Below are 15,920 nucleotides of genomic sequence, written 5' to 3'. Positions count from 1 at the left end.
CGATGATGGCGGACAAGCCGTTGGCAGTGGTCACCGGGGTGACCGGATACGTGGGCGGACGGCTCGTGCCAGAGCTCCTCGAGGCCGGGTTCGCCGTGCGTGCGGTCGCGCGGCATCCGGACCGCCTCTCGGGGCGTCCGTGGGTCGACGACGTCGAGCGGGTCGAGGCGGACGCGAGCGAGCTGGATCAGATCCGCGACGCGCTGCACGGAGCCGACGTCGCGTACTACCTGATCCACTCGCTCGGCACCGGACCGACGTTCGAGGCCCGCGACCGTCGCACAGCGCTGACGTTCTCGCAGGCCGCGCGTGAGGCCGGCGTGGGTCGCATCGTCTACCTCGGCGGGCTGTCCCCCGACGACGAGGACCTGTCCCCGCACCTGGCGTCCCGGAAGGAGGTGGGCGAGATCCTGCTCGCCTCGGGCGTCCCGACGACGGTGCTCCAGGCCGCGGTGATCCTCGGCTCCGGCTCGGCCTCGTTCGAGATGATGCGATACCTGACCGAGCGGCTCCCGGCGATGACCACCCCGCGGTGGGTGGACAACCGGGTCCAGCCGATCGCGATCCGCGACGTCCTGCGCTACCTCGTCGGCAGCGCACGGATGCCCGCCGACGTCTCGCGGACCTTCGACGTCGGCGGGCCGGACGTCCTGACCTACCGCGACATGATGCAACGGTACGCACAGGTCGCGGGCCTGCCCCGACGTCGGATCGTCAGCGTCCCCGTCCTGACGCCCCGCCTGTCGTCACACTGGGTCGGCCTCGTCACCCCGGTCCCGTCCGGGATCGCACGCCCGCTCGTGGAGTCGTTGCAGCACGAGGTCGTGTGCAAGGAGGACGACATCCGCGAGTACGTCCCCGACCCGGAGGACGGCCTGGTGCACTTCGAGACGGCCGTGAGCCTCGCCCTGCAGCGGATCCACGAGGGCGAGGTCTCCACCCGGTGGTCCTCGGCCGCGGTGCCGGGCGCGCCGTCCGACCCGTTGCCGAGCGACCCCGACTGGGCCGGTGGCTCTCTCTACGTCGACGAGCGCCGCACGTTCGTCGACGCACCACCGGCAGCCCTCTGGGAGGTCATCCGCGGCATCGGCGGCGAGGGCGGCTGGTACTCGTGGTCGCTCGCCTGGCAGGTCCGGGGCGTGCTCGACCGGCTCTCGGGCGGCCCCGGGCTGCGCCGTGGCCGGCGCGACGCCGTCGACCTGCGGGTCGACGACGCCGTCGACTTCTGGCGCGTCGAGGCCGTCGACCCCGGCCACCGGCTGCTGCTGCGCGCGGAGATGCGGCTGCCCGGACTCGCGTGGCTCGAGCTCCGCGTCGACGACACGTCCGACCCGGGCAGGACGCACTTCGTCCAGCGTGCGCTCTTCTCGCCGCAGGGCCTGACAGGTCAGGCGTACTGGTTTTCCGTCAAGCCGTTCCACGGGATCGTCTTCGGCGGGATGCAGCGCAACATCCGCGAGGCCGCCGAGACGCTCGCTACCGACGCCTGAACGCGATCGGCTCCTCCACGAACGGCTCCCACGCTGCCCGCTCGACCGGGGTGAGCCGGCGCGGCGCGCCGGACCCCGCGTCGACGACGACCACGGTCGTCGACGCCCGGGCGTACGGGGCACTCCCACCGCCCGGTCCCGTCCGGGGGAACGTCGCCGCGCCGTCGTGCACCTCGTAGCAGATCTCGAGACTGGCGCCCCCGAGCCGTCCGAACCACATCTCGACGCGGACGGGCGTCCGGGTGAAACCCAGCGGGCGCAGGTACTCCACCTCCTGACGTGCGACGAGGGTGTGCGAGGACGCGTCGGGCCCGGTGTCCAGGACCGCCGTCGGCCACGTCTCGGCCGAGTCGTCGTGCCGCCACAGCGCGGTGATCCGCGCATCCTCCATCAGGCGGAGCATCTCGACGTTGTTGACGTGCTGGTACGCGTCGAGGTCGGACCATCGCAGGGGTACGGGAACGTGCAGTCTCATCTCACTCCTTCCTGCCCGCCGGGCAGGGTCGTCCTGGTCAGCCGGCCGCGATGACCGCGGACGTCCGGCATCGTGCCAGCTCTGCCTGCTCCTCCGCCACGGGCAGTCGGACGAGCTCGTCGGCCACCTCGCCGATCGAGCGGCGCAGCTGCTTGCGCACCCGGGCCGCCCGGCGCCGCGCCCCGAGCGCGGCCGCGAAGCGGCTCAGGAGGGCGAGGAGCAGGCCGACGACCACAGCCCCGAGGAGCATGATCGTCGGGACGGGGACGTCGTTCCACGTCGGGACGGGCAGCTCGGGCAGGCGGAAATAGTCGACGACGCCGAGCGCGGCGAGCCAGAATCCCCCGATCACGCCGACGACCAGGACGGCCCACTGGAGGGCGTTGACCACCGACCACCAGGCCGGCCGCCGTGCGACGTCGAGACGCGTCCCGGCGATCGCGCCGTCGAGCGAGTTCGGCAGGTCGTCCGTGTTGCGGTCGACCCGGTCGCGCAGCGCGTCGCCCCAGCGCTCGGGCATGAGGTCCGCCGCGGAGCGCGCGTACTCACGGACGGCCATGTGCGCCTCCGCGACCGTGGTGACCGACGCGACCGGCAACGACGTCCGGGCGAGGTCGGGGCGTTCGCGGCCGCGGCGCAGCCCCAGCCGCCGGAGCGGATCGGCCCGCAGACGACCCAACCACCGGGTCGGCGGCCACCCGGTGGCGGCCTGTGCGTCGCGACGCGCCGAGACCCGCACCGCCGAGACCACCGTCTCGACCCCGGCAGCAGCCTCGAGCCCATCGATCAACCGCTGCCGCGCAGCCTTGGTGTCCCGCGCACGCGACGGGTCTCCGCACTCGTCGACGATCCGCTCAGCAACCACGCGCACGTCCGCAGCCACCCGGGCCAGGGCGGCCTCGCGCCGTCGTGCGGCATCGCCGAGACGCTCCGAGAGATCGACGATCCCCACGCCCGTCCGGGCCGAGGCCGCGAGCACGGTCGCGCGCGGGAGACCGTCCGCGGTGACCAGCCGCTCGAGGTCGTCGCGGACGGCGCGCGCGTCCGCGGCGGTGAGCCGGTCCACCTGGTTCAGGACCACGACGACGACGTCGTCGTGGTCGGCGAGCGGGCGCAGGTAGTCGTCGTGCAAGGACGCGTCGGCGTACTTCTGCGGATCGACGACCCAGACGAGCAGGTCCGCCCGCGCGACGACCCGCTCGGCACGACGCCGGTGCTCCCGCACCACCGAGTCGTGGTCGGGCAGGTCCAGCAGGATCAGCCCGGGCGTCGCGACACCGGACTCGCTGCCCACGTCGACCCGGTCGCGCACCTCGAGCCACCGCAGCAGGTCGTCGCCGCCCGTGCCCCAGACCGCCGCACGGGGGTGGGACGTCGTCGGGCGCCGGGTCCCGGGGACGGCCACCTCCGTCCCGGCGAGGGCGTTGACCACGGACGACTTTCCCGACCCGGTCGACCCCGCCACCGCGACCACCGTGTGCTCGCCGGAGAGCGAGGATCGCTCCCGCGCCCGCTCCGCCACCTCCCGAGCGTCGGCGAGGAGCAGTCCGTCGAGGCGACCGTCGGCCGCCGCGACCGCGCTCTCGAGCGCGCGGACCCGCGACTCGAGGTCGATCCCCCGGGGCGTCACCGGGTGCCCCGTCCGAAGAGTCGGCGCCACCCGCTCGAACGCGGCGTCGAAGCAGGATCCGCGTGCGACTCCGGCGTGACGACGGGCACCGGTTCGACCGGCTCCGGCCGTCCTTCGCGCTCCGCCAGCGCCGCGCTCCGGACCGCGTCGGCCGCGTCGCGCAACGCCTGCCCGCCGGGCTCGCCGGCGCCGAGCGCGTCGAGCTGGGTCGTGTAGCGCCGCGCCTGCGGGTCGAGGACGGCATCGACACGGTCGTCCAGACGATCCTGGGCGTCCCGGGCCAGCCGCCGCACGGCGTCGTCCCCGAAGACCGCCTCGAGGAGCTTCTGGGCGACCACGGCGGTCCCGCCCGCGATGCCGACCTCGGCACCGGTGAGTCCTCCTGTCGACGCGAAGACGACCACCATGAGGCTGACCGCCACGCCGTTCAGCCCGAAGGAGAGGGCCCGGGCCAGCCCGCGCTTGTTCGCCCCCTGCTCGCGCACGAGGTCGAGCACATCCCCCTGCCAGCCTCGGATCTCGGCACCGACCTGCTCGTGCAGACCGGCCGAGGCACGAGACAGCGAGGCGTCGTCCGTCAGAGCGCGACCCGCGGGGTCCGAGCGCCACGACTGCCACGTCCGCTCGGCCGCGGCCTCGGCGGCGTCGAGCAGGAGCGCCTCGAGCCCGTGGGCGATCGCCTCCTGAACCTGCGGTGCTCTCGCAGGGCGGCCGCGGAAGAACCCGACGACGGAGTCGCGCGCGCGTCCGACCTTCTTCTCGACCGACCGGAAGAACTCGCTCGTGCCGACGAAGTCCTGCCAGCGGGCGAGCACCTCACCGCGCAGCATCGTCCCGTCGCGCGTCGCCGCCCGGACGCGGGACCGCGCCTCGGCGTACGCCGTGCGGACCGACGCGCGCAGGCGTTCCGTCGCCTCGACCTGCTCGTCCGCCGCCGCGGCGAGGTCGAGCGTGCGGTCGACGACGTCGTCGACCGCACCGTCGCGGGTCGCGACGGCGACGCGCTCGCGCGCCGGCCCGTCACCCCCGAGCGCGGTGAGCCACGCGGACAGCTCTCGGACCTCCGAGGAGGGAAGCAGCCCGTCGACGAGGTCGGCCTCGGGGACGGTGAAGAGGCTGGCCTGCGACAGACCACGCTCGTCCATCATGGTGCGCAGGTCGGCCGGGACGTCGTGGGTCTGCTGGTCGAGCCGGTCGAGCACGAGCGCCACCTGGGCGTGCCGCGCCACCGCCGACTGCAGGATGTCCCAGGGCACCGCGTCGGCATAGCGGGCGGGCGTCGTCACGAAGAGCCAGAGGTCTGCCGCCGCCAGCAGCTGAGCGGCGAGGTCCCGGTTCTCCTCGGCCACCGAGTCGACGTCGGGCGCGTCGAGGAGCGCAAGACCGGCCGGGAGCGCGTCGCTGGGGACGAGGCGCAGCGAACGGCCCGCCTGACCACCGCGGGTCAGGCCCGGAAACACCCGGTCGCCGGTGAACCACCGGACGTCGTCGGGGTGATGGGCGAGCACCGGCGAGCGCGTGGTCGGGCGCAGGACACCGGGGGCCGAGACCGTGCGTCCGAGCAACGAGTTGACGAGCGTCGACTTCCCGGCACCGGTCGAGCCCCCGACGACGACGAGCAGCGGGGCGCCCGACGCGCGCAGTCGCGGCAGCATGTAGTCGTCCAGCTGGTCGATGCTCCGGCGCCGGGTCCGGCGCTGCGCGTCCACGTCAGGCAGCTCGTGCGTGAGACGCAGGGCGTCGAGCCGGCCGCGGAGCACCTCGAGAGCACCGATGAGGTCCGCCGTGCTGCCGCCGGCGAGGGGTGAGGGTTCGGCGGCGGGAGACATGTCGCCATGATGCCCGACGTTCGCGGACGCCGCTGCGGGCGACGCGCCCGGACGCACGCCGCCCGCAGCAGGGCGTGCCCCGTGGGGCTCTGCTGCGGGCGACGTGGGCGGCACGCGCGCGGGTCAGTCGCGCGTCAGGCGGCGGTACGTCACGCGGTGCGGACGTGCCGCGTCGGCGCCGAGACGCTCCACCTTGTTCTCCTCGTAGGACGCGAAGTTCCCCTCGAACCAGTACCAGTTCGCCGGGTTCTCCTCGGTGCCCTCGTAGGCCAGGATGTGCGTGGCCACGCGGTCGAGGAACCACCGGTCGTGCGAGACGACCACGGCACAGCCCGGGAACTCGAGCAGTGCGTTCTCCAGCGAGCCGAGCGTCTCGGTGTCGAGGTCGTTCGTGGGCTCGTCGAGCAGGAGCAGGTTGCCTCCCTGCTTCAGCGTGAGCGCCAGGTTCAGGCGGTTGCGCTCACCGCCGGAGAGGACCCCGGCCGGCTTCTGCTGGTCCGGGCCCTTGAAGCCGAACGCCGCGACGTACGCGCGCGAGGGCATCTCGACCTGACCGACCTTGATGTAGTCGAGTCCGTCCGAGACGACCTCGAACAACGTCTTCTTCGGGTCGATGCCGCCGCGCGACTGGTCGACGTACGAGATCGAGACCGTCTCGCCGATCTTCAGATCCCCGCCGTCGAGAGGCTCCATGCCGACGATCGACTTGAACAGCGTCGTCTTGCCGACACCGTTCGGTCCGATCACGCCGACGATGCCGTTGCGCGGGAGCGTGAACGAGAGTCCGTCGATGAGCACGCGCCCGTCGAAGCCCTTCTGCAGGTCGCTGGCCTCCAGGACGATCGACCCCAGACGCGGGCCCGGCGGGATCTGGATCTCCTCGAAGTCCAGCTTCCGGGTGCGCTCGGCCTCGGCGGCCATCTCCTCGTAGCGCGCCAGGCGCGACTTGGACTTGGTCTGACGCCCCTTCGCGTTCTGTCGGACCCACTCGAGCTCTTCCTTGAGGCGCTTGGAGAGCTTGGCGTCCTTCTTGCCCTGGACCTTCAGACGCTCCTGCTTCTTCTCCAGGTACGTCGAGTAGTTGCCCTCGTACGGGTAGAGGCGCCCACGGTCGACCTCGCAGATCCACTCCGCGACGTTGTCGAGGAAGTACCGGTCGTGGGTGACGGCGAGGATCGCGCCGGGGTAGTTGGCGAGATGCTGCTCGAGCCACAGCACCGACTCGGCGTCGAGGTGGTTCGTGGGCTCGTCGAGGAGCAGCAGGTCGGGCTTCTCGAGGAGGAGCTTGCAGAGCGCGACGCGGCGGCGCTCACCACCGGAGAGGACCGACACGTCGGCGTCCGGCGGCGGGCAGCGCAGGGCGTCCATGGCCTGCTCGAGCTGGGAGTCGAGGTCCCACGCGTCTGCGGCGTCGATGGCCTCCTGCAGGTTGCCCATCTCGGCCATGAGCGCGTCGAAGTCGGCGTCCGGCTCGGCCATGAGCGCCGAGATCTCGTTGAACCGGTCGAGCTTGCCCTTGATCTCCGCGACTCCGTCCTCGACGTTGCCGAGGACCGTCTTGGACTCGTCGAGCTCCGGCTCCTGCATGAGGATCCCGACGGTGTAGCCCGGCGACAGCCTCGCCTCGCCGTTCGACGGCTGCTCGATGCCCGCCATGATCTTGAGGATCGTCGACTTCCCGGCACCGTTGGGGCCGACGACGCCGATCTTGGCGCCGGGTAGGAAGTTCAGGGTGACGTCGTCAAGGATGACCTTGTCACCGTGCGCCTTGCGCGCCTTGTACATGGAGTAGATGAACTCAGCCACTGGCTCTGTTCCACCGTTCGGTCGATCGTGGGATTCGCGGCCCGCCCGGCGTCAGGACCCGGTGCCGGACCACCCGCCCGCACCCTCACGAAGGGCGGGCGTCGTCAGCGTCTCAGCCTACGCGCTCATCGCGTACGCCGCGTCGTCCGACCGCGCCTCCTCCGCCTCCGGCTCACCTTCCGCGGCCGAGTCCTCGACGTCGGGCGCCGGGTCCCCGACCTCGCCTGCCACGGCGTCGGTCGCCCGCTCGTCCCGGCGGGCGACCGTGTGCGCGAACCGGGCCGTTCCTCGCGTCAGGTCCGGCCCGAGCGCGGTCGCCTCGACCACAAGGTCGGTCCGGGGCCCGTCGTCGGCGGTCCACTCGTCGACCGCGAGCCGTCCCGTCACCACGACGGCGTCCCCCTTGCGGACGGACTCGGCCACGTTCGTCGCCGGCTGTCGCCAGGCCTTGACGGTGAACCAGATCGTCTTGCCGTCGACCCATGCGTTGCTCGAGCGGTCGAGGTAGCGCTTGGTGCTGGCGACCCGGAAGCTGGTGAACGGCGTGCCGTTCTGCGAGGTGAAGAGCCTCGGGGTGGTCCCGACGAATCCGGCGAGCGTGACGTTGACGTCCATGGTTCCTCCGTAGGTTCGGCACGGGCCGTGCGCCCGCGCTCGCCCTACGGTCGGTGATGCTCGCCGGACTCCGCCGGGCTCGAGCCGGAATCTGTGGACCGGGCGGCGATCTCCGAGGCTGTGGGCAGACGTAGCGCCCCGGTGACGGGCGCAAGCCGCTCCGCCTCCCGTGCCGCCTCGGCGAGCAGCCGGACCCGTCGGTACTCCCCCAGCACGGCCTGTGTCGGTTCGACAAAGCTGCGCTGGACCACGGCCTCGACGACGGACCGGCCGGCGGCGAGCACCTCGTCGCGACGTCGCCGCGCCAGACGGCGTCGGACGACCGCTCCGACGACCAGGAGGACGAGACCGACGACGAGCAGGACGACAGCCACCGCGCCGAGGGTGGTGACGAGCGAGGTGTCCAACGAGACGCCGCCGAGCGCTCCGAGCGCAGCCAGCACGCCTGCCACGACCGCGAGGGCGAACGAGGTCATCCACGCGACCCGGACACCTCCTGCCGACCGCGGACCGCGGGTGTCGAGGTCGACCCGCTCCAGCCCCTCGACCAGCCGCTCGGCGACGACCGGTGTGGCACTGACCTCGTCGTTCAGGGCCGTGCGCCAGCCCGACCGCAGGGACTTGCCCGACCGGGAGAGCCAGCGGCTCCGCGACAGCGCGACCGCGTCGAGCTGCGGGGTGTCGAACCGGGGGCGGCCGTAGCCGTTCATCACGCCGGACGAGACCTGCGCGGCCACCGGCTCGAGACCCACGGCGTCAGCCAGGGCGTCGCACTCGGACGTCACCGCGTCCTCGACGCTCCACGGCGCCTCCTCTGGGGTCTGCGAGAGCAGCAGCGCGGCGGCCGAGTCCAGCTCGCCCGCCACGCGCCCGGCCGCGACGCTCCGCCGGGCGACGGCCTCCTCCAGGACGTCGACCAGGTGCGAGATGCCCTCGCCGGTCGCGGCCGAGACCGTCGCGACGTGCACACCGTCGAGCCCGTCGTCGCGCAGGAGGGACTCCATGTCGGTGACGAGGTTCTCACGCTGGCCCGTCGGGACGGTGTCGATCTGGTTCACGGCGACCACCATGGACGCCTCGTACCCGACCGACTGCCTCAGGTAGTCGCTGTGCAGGCTGTCGTCGGCGTACTTCTGCGGGTCCACGACCCAGATCAGCAGGTCGACGAAGGGCAGGACCCGGTCGACGACGGCGCGGTGCGCGGCCTCGATCGAGTCGTGGTCCGGCAGGTCCAGCAGGATCAGGCCCGCGAGCGCCTGCTCGTCGGCGGCGTCGAGCTCGTCCCCGCGCGCGATCCGGCGCTCGGGGATGACCTCGAGCCAGTCGAGCAGGCGACCGGACCGGGTGCTCCACGAGCAGGCGGTGATCTGGGCCGTCGTCGGGCGCTTGATCCCCACGTCGGCGAAGTCGAGGCGGGAGAGCCGGTTGAAGAGGCTCGACTTCCCCGAGCCGGTGCCGCCCGCCAGTGCGACGACGGTGTGGTCGACCCCGAGCGAGAGCCGTTCACGGACCCCGGCGATCGCCTGGCGCACGGGCGTCGCCACGGCCGGGTCGAGGCGCACCCCCGCGAGGTCGACGGCCTCCTGGAGCTGGTCGGTCCGCTCACGCAGGTCGCGATCGTGCGACGTCATACGAGTCTCCTCAGCTCAGCGAGCCGGACGCTGAGCGCGACCGACGCGTCGTCGTGCAGGTCTGGGACGTCGAGCGCCTCGCGGAGAGGAGCCGCCTCGGCGTCGATGATCTCGGCCGCGCGCCGGACGAGCGCCTCACGGAGCGCGCCGACCGGCTCGTCGTGGCCGCCGTCGAGCACCCGGTCGGCGAGACGCAGGGCGTCGTCGCTGCCGATCGCGGCCGTGAGCAGGACGGTCGACAGTCCTCGTCGTCCGAGCGCCCGCGCCGCGGCCTCCTCGGTCCTGGCGCCGCCCGCGAGCAGCGCGTCGACGACCGCGTCGCCCTCGTCGAGCCACGACCGCGTGGCGTCGTCCGCGCGACGGTCGCGCGCCTCGCGGGACGGCGCGTCGTCGAGGAGCGGAGCCAGGGTGCTCGCACCGGGCGACGCGTCGGGTCCGCCGAGGCGGTCCGCGATCGCGTCGTGGGCGGTCGTCCCCGCGGCCACGAGACTGCGGCGCACGGCGCGCTCCACGCTGTCGCGCACGCTGTCCAGAGCGTCCTCGCGCGCTCGTCCGCGTCGTCGGCTGCTGCGGGCGGTGCCTGCCTTGACCTTCACGCCGTCCACCCGGGAGCCCGAGACTCCCTGGGACCAGGCGGAGCTGACCGGACCGCGCGCGACGACGCCGCCGGTGATGGCCGTGCGGGCCATGTCCTGCACCTCGGGGACGACACCGTCGACGTCGGCCCTCAGGGTGTCGGCGGCGGCGACCTGCGCGTCGACGGCGTCGGTGAGCGTGGTCACCCAGGCCGGCAGCGCGGCGAGCGAGCCCTTGAGCGTACGGACGATGACGGACCGGGAACGGTCGGGGCCGCCGAGCATCGCCAACCACCGAGAGATCGGTGCGACAGCCTCCGGCTCCAGGAGCCCCTCGTGGGGACCGACGTCGGGGACGACGAAGAGCGGGACCTTCTCCATCCCGTGGTCCCGGAGTCGCTGCAGCAGGTCCGCACGGATCGTGCCCAGGTTCTGCCGGGAGACCCTGTTGAGCACGACGGCGACGCTCGCCCCCCGCTCCCGTGCCCGGCCGAGCGTCTTCCACGGCAGCGCGTCCCCGTAGCGGGACGCCGTCGTGACGAAGAGCCACAGGTCGGCAGCCTCGAGCAGCTGGCCGGCGATCTCCCGGTTCTCCGAGGCGAGCGAGTCGAGGTCCGGGGCGTCCAGGAGCGCGACCCCGCGCGGGACGGCGTCGTGGGCGACGAGCCGGGACGACCGTGTCGCCGGTCCTGTGACGAGCACGTCCTCGTCGAGCGGGTGGTGCGAGAGCACCGGGCGACGCGTCGTCGGACGCAGCACCCCCGCCGCGGAGACCTCCTCGCCCAGCAACGAGTTGTAGAGCGTCGACTTGCCGGCGCCCGTCGAGCCCGCGATCACCACGATCGCCGGGGACGAGAGCTCCTTCAACCGCGGGAGGAGGTGCTCGTCCAGCTGGACCACGAGCCGGTCGCGGGAAGCGGCGGCGTCCGCGGAGCCGGGCAGGTCGAGGGGGAACGTGGTGCTCGCCGTCACACGGCGCAGGTCCTTGGCGACGTCGTGGACCGTCGTCTCGAGCCGCCGGGAGGACGCCTCGTTGTCTGTCCCGCTGGGGGCTACGTCTCGGCTGGTCACCTGCTCATCCTGACGTGGTGAGGTGAAGACGCAAAAGATGCGCGCCGTAGCGTGACCCGATCGATTTGCCCGAACCCCCCTAAGATGGTCCCCGCGCCCCGATAGCTCAATGGATAGAGCAACGGCCTTCTAATCCGTAGGTTGCAGGTTCGAGTCCTGTTCGGGGCACTTGACCACTGACGGACAGGAGCGTCGATGGCGCAACAGGCGCGGTGGGGCGTGCACCGTCCCGCGAGCCGGACGGGAACGGTCGCAGCGGCGCTGGCCGGCACCCCGGGGCTCATTCGCGCGCTCCTCGTCCTCTGCCTCGTCGTCGTCGCCACGGCAGGTGTCGTCGTCTCCGGGGTCGCACGGTCGCAGGAGTCCGCACTGCGGACCGCGGGCGAGGAGGCGTCGAGGCTCGGCGACATCCAGGCGACGAGCACGGCGCTCGCGAGCGCGGACGCGTACGCGACGAACGCGTTCCTTGCCGCCGGGCGTGACGAGGTCGACACCCTGGCGCAGTTCGCCGCGGAGATGGACACCGCGTCGTCGATGCTCCCGCAGCTGGCACGGACGGGTTCGAGCGGAGACGCCGCCTACCTCAGCCAGATCAACGTGGACCTGTCGACGTACAACAACCTGGCCGCGCAGGCCCAGGCGAACAACCGGCAGGGACTCGCGGTCGGGGCCGCGTACCTGTCCAACGCCTCGACGCTCCTGCGCGAGGACATCCGGCCCGATCTTGCGACCCTGATCTCGCGGGGGGACTACCGGGTCCGCAGCGCGATCGACGGCACCGGTGTCGCGACCGCCGTCGCGGTCCCGTTCCTGGTCGTCCTCGCCGTGCTGCTCGGTGTGCAGATCTGGCTCGCCGCCCGCACGCACCGGCTCGTGAACCCGGGGATGGCCTTCGCCACCCTCGTGGTCCTCGTCGCCGGAACCGTGACGATCCTCCTGATCGAGGACGCGCGGACCACCGCGCTCGAGGCACGCGACGGGCCGTACTCTGTGGCGACCCTCATGTCGGGCGCCCAGGCGTCGGCCAACACGGCCAAGTCGAACGAGAGCCTGGGCCTGATCCAGCAGGGATCGGGGGACGAGCGGGAGCAGGCGGTCGAGCTCGCGCTCGACCGCGCGTACGACCAGATCCAGACGGCCAACGAGCACGGCGGTGTCGGCGGCACCGCCAAGGCGAACCTGATGACGTGGAACCAGCGGCACGACGAGATCCGTGCGATGGACGACGCAGGCGACTGGTCCGGCGCCGTCGACATGTCCACCGACCAGAGCCACTCGAGCGCGAACGCGTCGTTCTCCCAGTTCCGCAACGCGGCCGAGACCGAGGTCCGCGCCGCGACAGCGCGCGCCGACGAGGAGTTCGCCGCCGCCGAGGACATGACGTCGCTCGCGTCGACGGTCGCCGCCGTCGGCCTGACGGTCGGCGCCGCGGGTGTCTGGTGGGGTCTGGCCCGACGTCTGGACGAGTACCGATGAGGCGGGCACGCAAGAGGCTGCGGTCCACGGTGTCCGTCCTGATCGGGCTCGCGCTGCTGACCGGCTGCACCGGCACGGGCACGGCCGACGGCGGTGCGGTCGACTCGCCGCTCGAACCTCTGCCGCCCGCACCGACGGCCGACTCGACCGCACCGAACGAGGACAGCGCCGAACCGGGCGAGGCCTGCGAGGACCCGACGGCGTCGTACGCGCCCGTGGGCGAGGTTCCCGAACCCGAGGACTTCGCACCGGGATCCACGATGGCGGAGATCCGGGACCGGGGTCATCTCCGCGTCGGCGTCTCCTCCGACTCGGTCAATCTCTCGTCCCGCGACCCGTTCACGCGCGAGATCGTGGGCTTCGACGTCGACGTCGCCTCCTGGATCGCGGAGGCCGTGATCGGCGACCCGGACGCCCTCGAGTTCGTCGTTCTCGAGGCCCGGCAACGGGCCTCGGCGCTCGAGGCGGACGACGTCGACATCGTCGCCCGGGCGTACACGATCACGTGCAACCGCTGGGAGCGGGTGGCCTTCTCCGCGGAGTACCTGCACTCCAGCCAACGACTCCTCGTGGACCGGGACGACGAGATCGACGGCGTCGGCGACCTCGAGGGCCGGACCGTCTGCGCGGCAGCCCAGACGACGACGATCGAGGCGCTCGACGCCATCCCCGGGATCACGATCGTCCCGGGCCGCACGCACACCGACTGTCTCGTGAAGTTCCAGCAGCGCACCGTCGACGCGATCTCCGCGGACGACACGGTCCTCGCGGGTCTGGCCGTCCAGGACCCGCACGCCAAGGTCGTCGGCCCGCCGATGAGCGCCGAGCCGTACGGGGTCGCCACGCACCGTGACGAGGTCGACCTGGTCGAGACCATCAACGCGGTCCTCGAGGAGCGCGTCGCCGACGGGTCCTGGATGTCGTCCTACGAGACGTGGTTCGCGTCGACGCTGGGTCCGGTGGACTCGGCCCCGACGCCGGTCTACGGGAGGGCACCATGAGTGACGAGCGCACCCACGCGCTGCTCCCGCCGCAGGGCGCCGACGCGACGCACCAGGTCTCGTGGGTCCCGGACGCCCGTGAGCCCGACCTCGCCTCGGACCCGGGACCCCGGTCGTCCTCCTCGAGCCTCGCCGTCGCCCCTGTCGGCTCGTCGCGCACCCGGGGCTCCGAGCGCTCGACCGGACGCCGAGGCACCGACTCGCTGCGGCTCCGCGTGGAGCGGCTCGGCGCAGGGGTCACCAGCGTGCCGCCCGCCCCGGTCACCGACCCTCGTCGACTGATCTGGGACTCGCCCCGCGTCCCGGAGGACCGACGCCACTGCGGCGCCTGCGGTCGTCCCGTCGGACGCGCGGCGAACGGCGAGCCCGGCCGCGAACGAGGCTTCTGCCCGTCCTGCGGTGCGGCGTTCGACTTCACCCCACGGCTCCGCCCGGGCGACGTCCTGGCAGGCCAGTACGAGGTGGCCGGCTGCCTCGCGCACGGGGGCCTCGGATGGGTCTATCTGGGCCGCGACCTCAACGTCTCGGGCCGTTGGGTCGTGCTCAAGGGCCTCCTCAACACCGGTGACGCGGAGGCCCAGGCGGTCGCGATCTCCGAGCGGCAGTTCCTGGCCGAGGTGTCCCACCCGTCCATCGTCGAGATCTTCAACTTCGTGATGCACGACGAGGTCGGCTACACCGTGATGGAGTACGCGGGCGGCTCGTCGCTGCGGGACATCCTCGACCGCCGGATCCGCACCTCGAAACAGCCGATCCCGGTGGACCAGGCGATCGCGTACATCCTCGACGTCCTGCCGGCCTTCTCCTACCTGCACGACGCAGGCCTGCTGTTCTGCGACTTCAAGCCGGACAACGTGATCCAGCAGGGCGACGTCGTCAAGCTGATCGACCTCGGTGGGGTACGGCGGGCCGACGACGCCACGAGCCTCATCTACGGGACCGTCGGCTACCAGGCGCCGGAGATCGCGGCGCTGGGCCCGTCGGTCGCCTCGGACATCTTCACGATCGGGCGCACCCTGCTGCGGATGTGCACGCGCATCCCCGATCCCACGACGACGTACAGCGTCCACCTCCCACCGGTCGTCCTCGTCCCGGAGTTCGAGCGGTACGACTCGTTCTACCGGTTGCTCCAGAAGGCGTGCGCCGCTGAGCCGCTCGACCGGTTCGCCTCGGTCGACGAACTGCGCTCCCAGCTCGTCGGCGTACTGCGCGAGGTCGTCGCGACCGACGCGGAGAAGCCCGAGCCGCGGTCGACGGCCTCGGTGCACTTCGTCGTGCCGATCTACGACGCGCCCGACCGCCCGCTGCACGCCTCCGAGCTGCCCTACCTCCAGGTCGACGAGACCGACCCGTCGACCGCCTGGCTCGCCGGCGTCGAGTCGCTCGACCCTGCCGCGCGCCTGCAGGTCCTCGCCGCGGCACCGACGGAGTCGCCCGAGGTGCACCTGCACCGCGCCCGCACCTATGCCGAGATCGGCGAGACGGCCCGTGCCCGCGAGTCGACCGCTGCCGTCCTCGCGCTCGACCCCTGGGACTGGCGCGCGCTCTGGATCGAGGGCCTGACCCACCTGATCGACGGGGACGGCTCGGCCGCCTGCGCGGCGTTCAACGCCGTCTACGGGCAGGTTCCCGGCGAACTCGCTCCCAAGCTCGCTCTGGCGACGGCGTGCGAGATGCAGGGCGACCTCGAGGTCTCGGAACGTCTGTACTCGATCTGCGCGGACACCGACGCGAACTACACGCCCGTCGCGTGCTTCGCCCTGGCGCGGCTCTACCGCGAGCGCGGCGACGTCGACGCGGCACTGGCAGCACTGGAACGCGTCGGCTCGACCCGGGCGTCGTACGCCCAGGCCCGGATCCGGCGCGCGCACCTGCTCGTCGGTGCCGGGCGTGGACTTCCCGCCCTCCACGACGCCCTCGACGGTCTCGACGTCCTCTCCCTCGTCCCGCGCGAACGGCTCGAGCTGCGCGCCGTCGTGCTCGACGCGGCGCTGCAGGAGGTCAGGGCGCACGGGGAGGACGCGTCGGTGGACATCGGCGGGATCCGCGCGACCGAGGCCGACCTGCGCGACGCGCTCGAGGCCACGTACCGGCGGACGGCGGCGATGTCGGACTCCCCCGCCCGACGGTCCGCACTCGTCGACCGGGCGAACGCGGTGCGCCGCTGGACCTGGTGGTGACCGTGTCCGATAGGCTCTACGCAACGATTCGCGACGAGGAGAATGTGATGCTTGTGCCACCCGGGGCGTGCCGACGATGACTCGTCTGTGCACCCGCGGACACTCCACCCGCACCGACCCGTGCTCGGTCTGCGGTGCACC

At 72.5% G+C, this 15,920-nt stretch carries 11 protein-coding genes and 1 tRNA gene; 5 read left to right on the top strand and 7 right to left on the bottom strand.

The window, feature by feature from the left end; genetic code table 11:
* Positions 1-2 precede the first annotated feature (2 nt).
* A complete protein-coding gene (locus Q343_RS0104975; protein ID WP_043109257.1) occupies positions 3-1,490 on the top strand; it encodes an SDR family oxidoreductase in 1,488 nt (495 codons plus the stop codon).
* Here Q343_RS0104975 and Q343_RS0104970 read toward each other — a convergent pair.
* From Q343_RS0104970 to Q343_RS0104940, 7 genes are all read right to left on the bottom strand, one after another.
* Positions 1,477-1,965: an acyl-CoA thioesterase gene (locus tag Q343_RS0104970; protein ID WP_029252482.1), complete on the bottom strand. Its 489-nt coding sequence runs from the start codon at positions 1,963-1,965 to the stop codon at positions 1,477-1,479. The genes Q343_RS0104975 and Q343_RS0104970 overlap by 14 nt on opposite strands.
* A 37-nt stretch (positions 1,966-2,002) precedes the next feature.
* Positions 2,003-3,595: a GTPase gene (locus Q343_RS0104965; protein WP_029252481.1), complete on the bottom strand. Its 1,593-nt coding sequence runs from the start codon at positions 3,593-3,595 to the stop codon at positions 2,003-2,005.
* Entirely contained in the window at positions 3,592-5,424 is a 1,833-nt protein-coding gene (locus tag Q343_RS0104960; protein ID WP_155990630.1) for a GTPase family protein, read from the bottom strand. Before Q343_RS0104960 ends, Q343_RS0104965 begins: the two co-directional genes overlap by 4 nt.
* A 123-nt stretch (positions 5,425-5,547) precedes the next feature.
* The gene (ettA, locus tag Q343_RS0104955) at positions 5,548-7,230 is read right to left on the bottom strand and encodes an energy-dependent translational throttle protein EttA (RefSeq protein ID WP_029252479.1); all 1,683 of its coding nucleotides are present in this window, start codon (positions 7,228-7,230) and stop codon (positions 5,548-5,550) included.
* A gap of 117 nt (positions 7,231-7,347) precedes the next feature.
* Positions 7,348-7,845, bottom strand: coding sequence for a single-stranded DNA-binding protein (locus Q343_RS13860; protein ID WP_052366861.1), 498 nt, complete (start codon positions 7,843-7,845; stop codon positions 7,348-7,350).
* A 44-nt stretch (positions 7,846-7,889) separates the two neighbouring features.
* A complete protein-coding gene (locus Q343_RS0104945; protein WP_052366860.1) occupies positions 7,890-9,476 on the bottom strand; it encodes a GTPase in 1,587 nt (528 codons plus the stop codon).
* A complete protein-coding gene (locus tag Q343_RS0104940) occupies positions 9,473-11,122 on the bottom strand; it encodes a GTPase (protein WP_029252476.1) in 1,650 nt (549 codons plus the stop codon). The genes Q343_RS0104945 and Q343_RS0104940 overlap by 4 nt, the downstream gene beginning before the upstream one ends.
* 95 nt (positions 11,123-11,217) lie before the next feature.
* Here Q343_RS0104940 and Q343_RS0104935 point away from each other — a divergent pair.
* The 4 genes from Q343_RS0104935 (at position 11,218) to Q343_RS0104920 (ending at position 15,779) form a co-directional block, all read left to right on the top strand.
* Positions 11,218-11,290: transfer RNA gene (locus tag Q343_RS0104935), tRNA-Arg, on the top strand.
* A gap of 27 nt (positions 11,291-11,317) precedes the next feature.
* Positions 11,318-12,598 carry a hypothetical protein gene (locus Q343_RS0104930; protein WP_029252475.1) on the top strand — a complete coding sequence of 427 codons (1,281 nt, stop codon included), beginning with the start codon at positions 11,318-11,320 and terminating at the stop codon, positions 12,596-12,598.
* Positions 12,595-13,599: a glutamate ABC transporter substrate-binding protein gene (locus Q343_RS0104925; RefSeq protein WP_029252474.1), complete on the top strand. Its 1,005-nt coding sequence runs from the start codon at positions 12,595-12,597 to the stop codon at positions 13,597-13,599. The genes Q343_RS0104930 and Q343_RS0104925 overlap by 4 nt, the downstream gene beginning before the upstream one ends.
* Positions 13,596-15,779, top strand: a complete 2,184-nt coding sequence (locus Q343_RS0104920) for a serine/threonine-protein kinase (protein ID WP_081829660.1) — start codon at positions 13,596-13,598, stop codon at positions 15,777-15,779. The genes Q343_RS0104925 and Q343_RS0104920 overlap by 4 nt, the downstream gene beginning before the upstream one ends.
* Positions 15,780-15,920: the final 141 nt, after the last annotated feature.

Origin of the sequence: Paraoerskovia marina DSM 21750 (assembly GCF_000701465.1) — a bacterium.
Taxonomy (GTDB): domain Bacteria; phylum Actinomycetota; class Actinomycetes; order Actinomycetales; family Cellulomonadaceae; genus Paraoerskovia; species Paraoerskovia marina.
The sequence above is the reverse complement of the archived record's forward strand: the minus strand, read 5'-3'. Positions and strand labels throughout refer to the sequence as shown.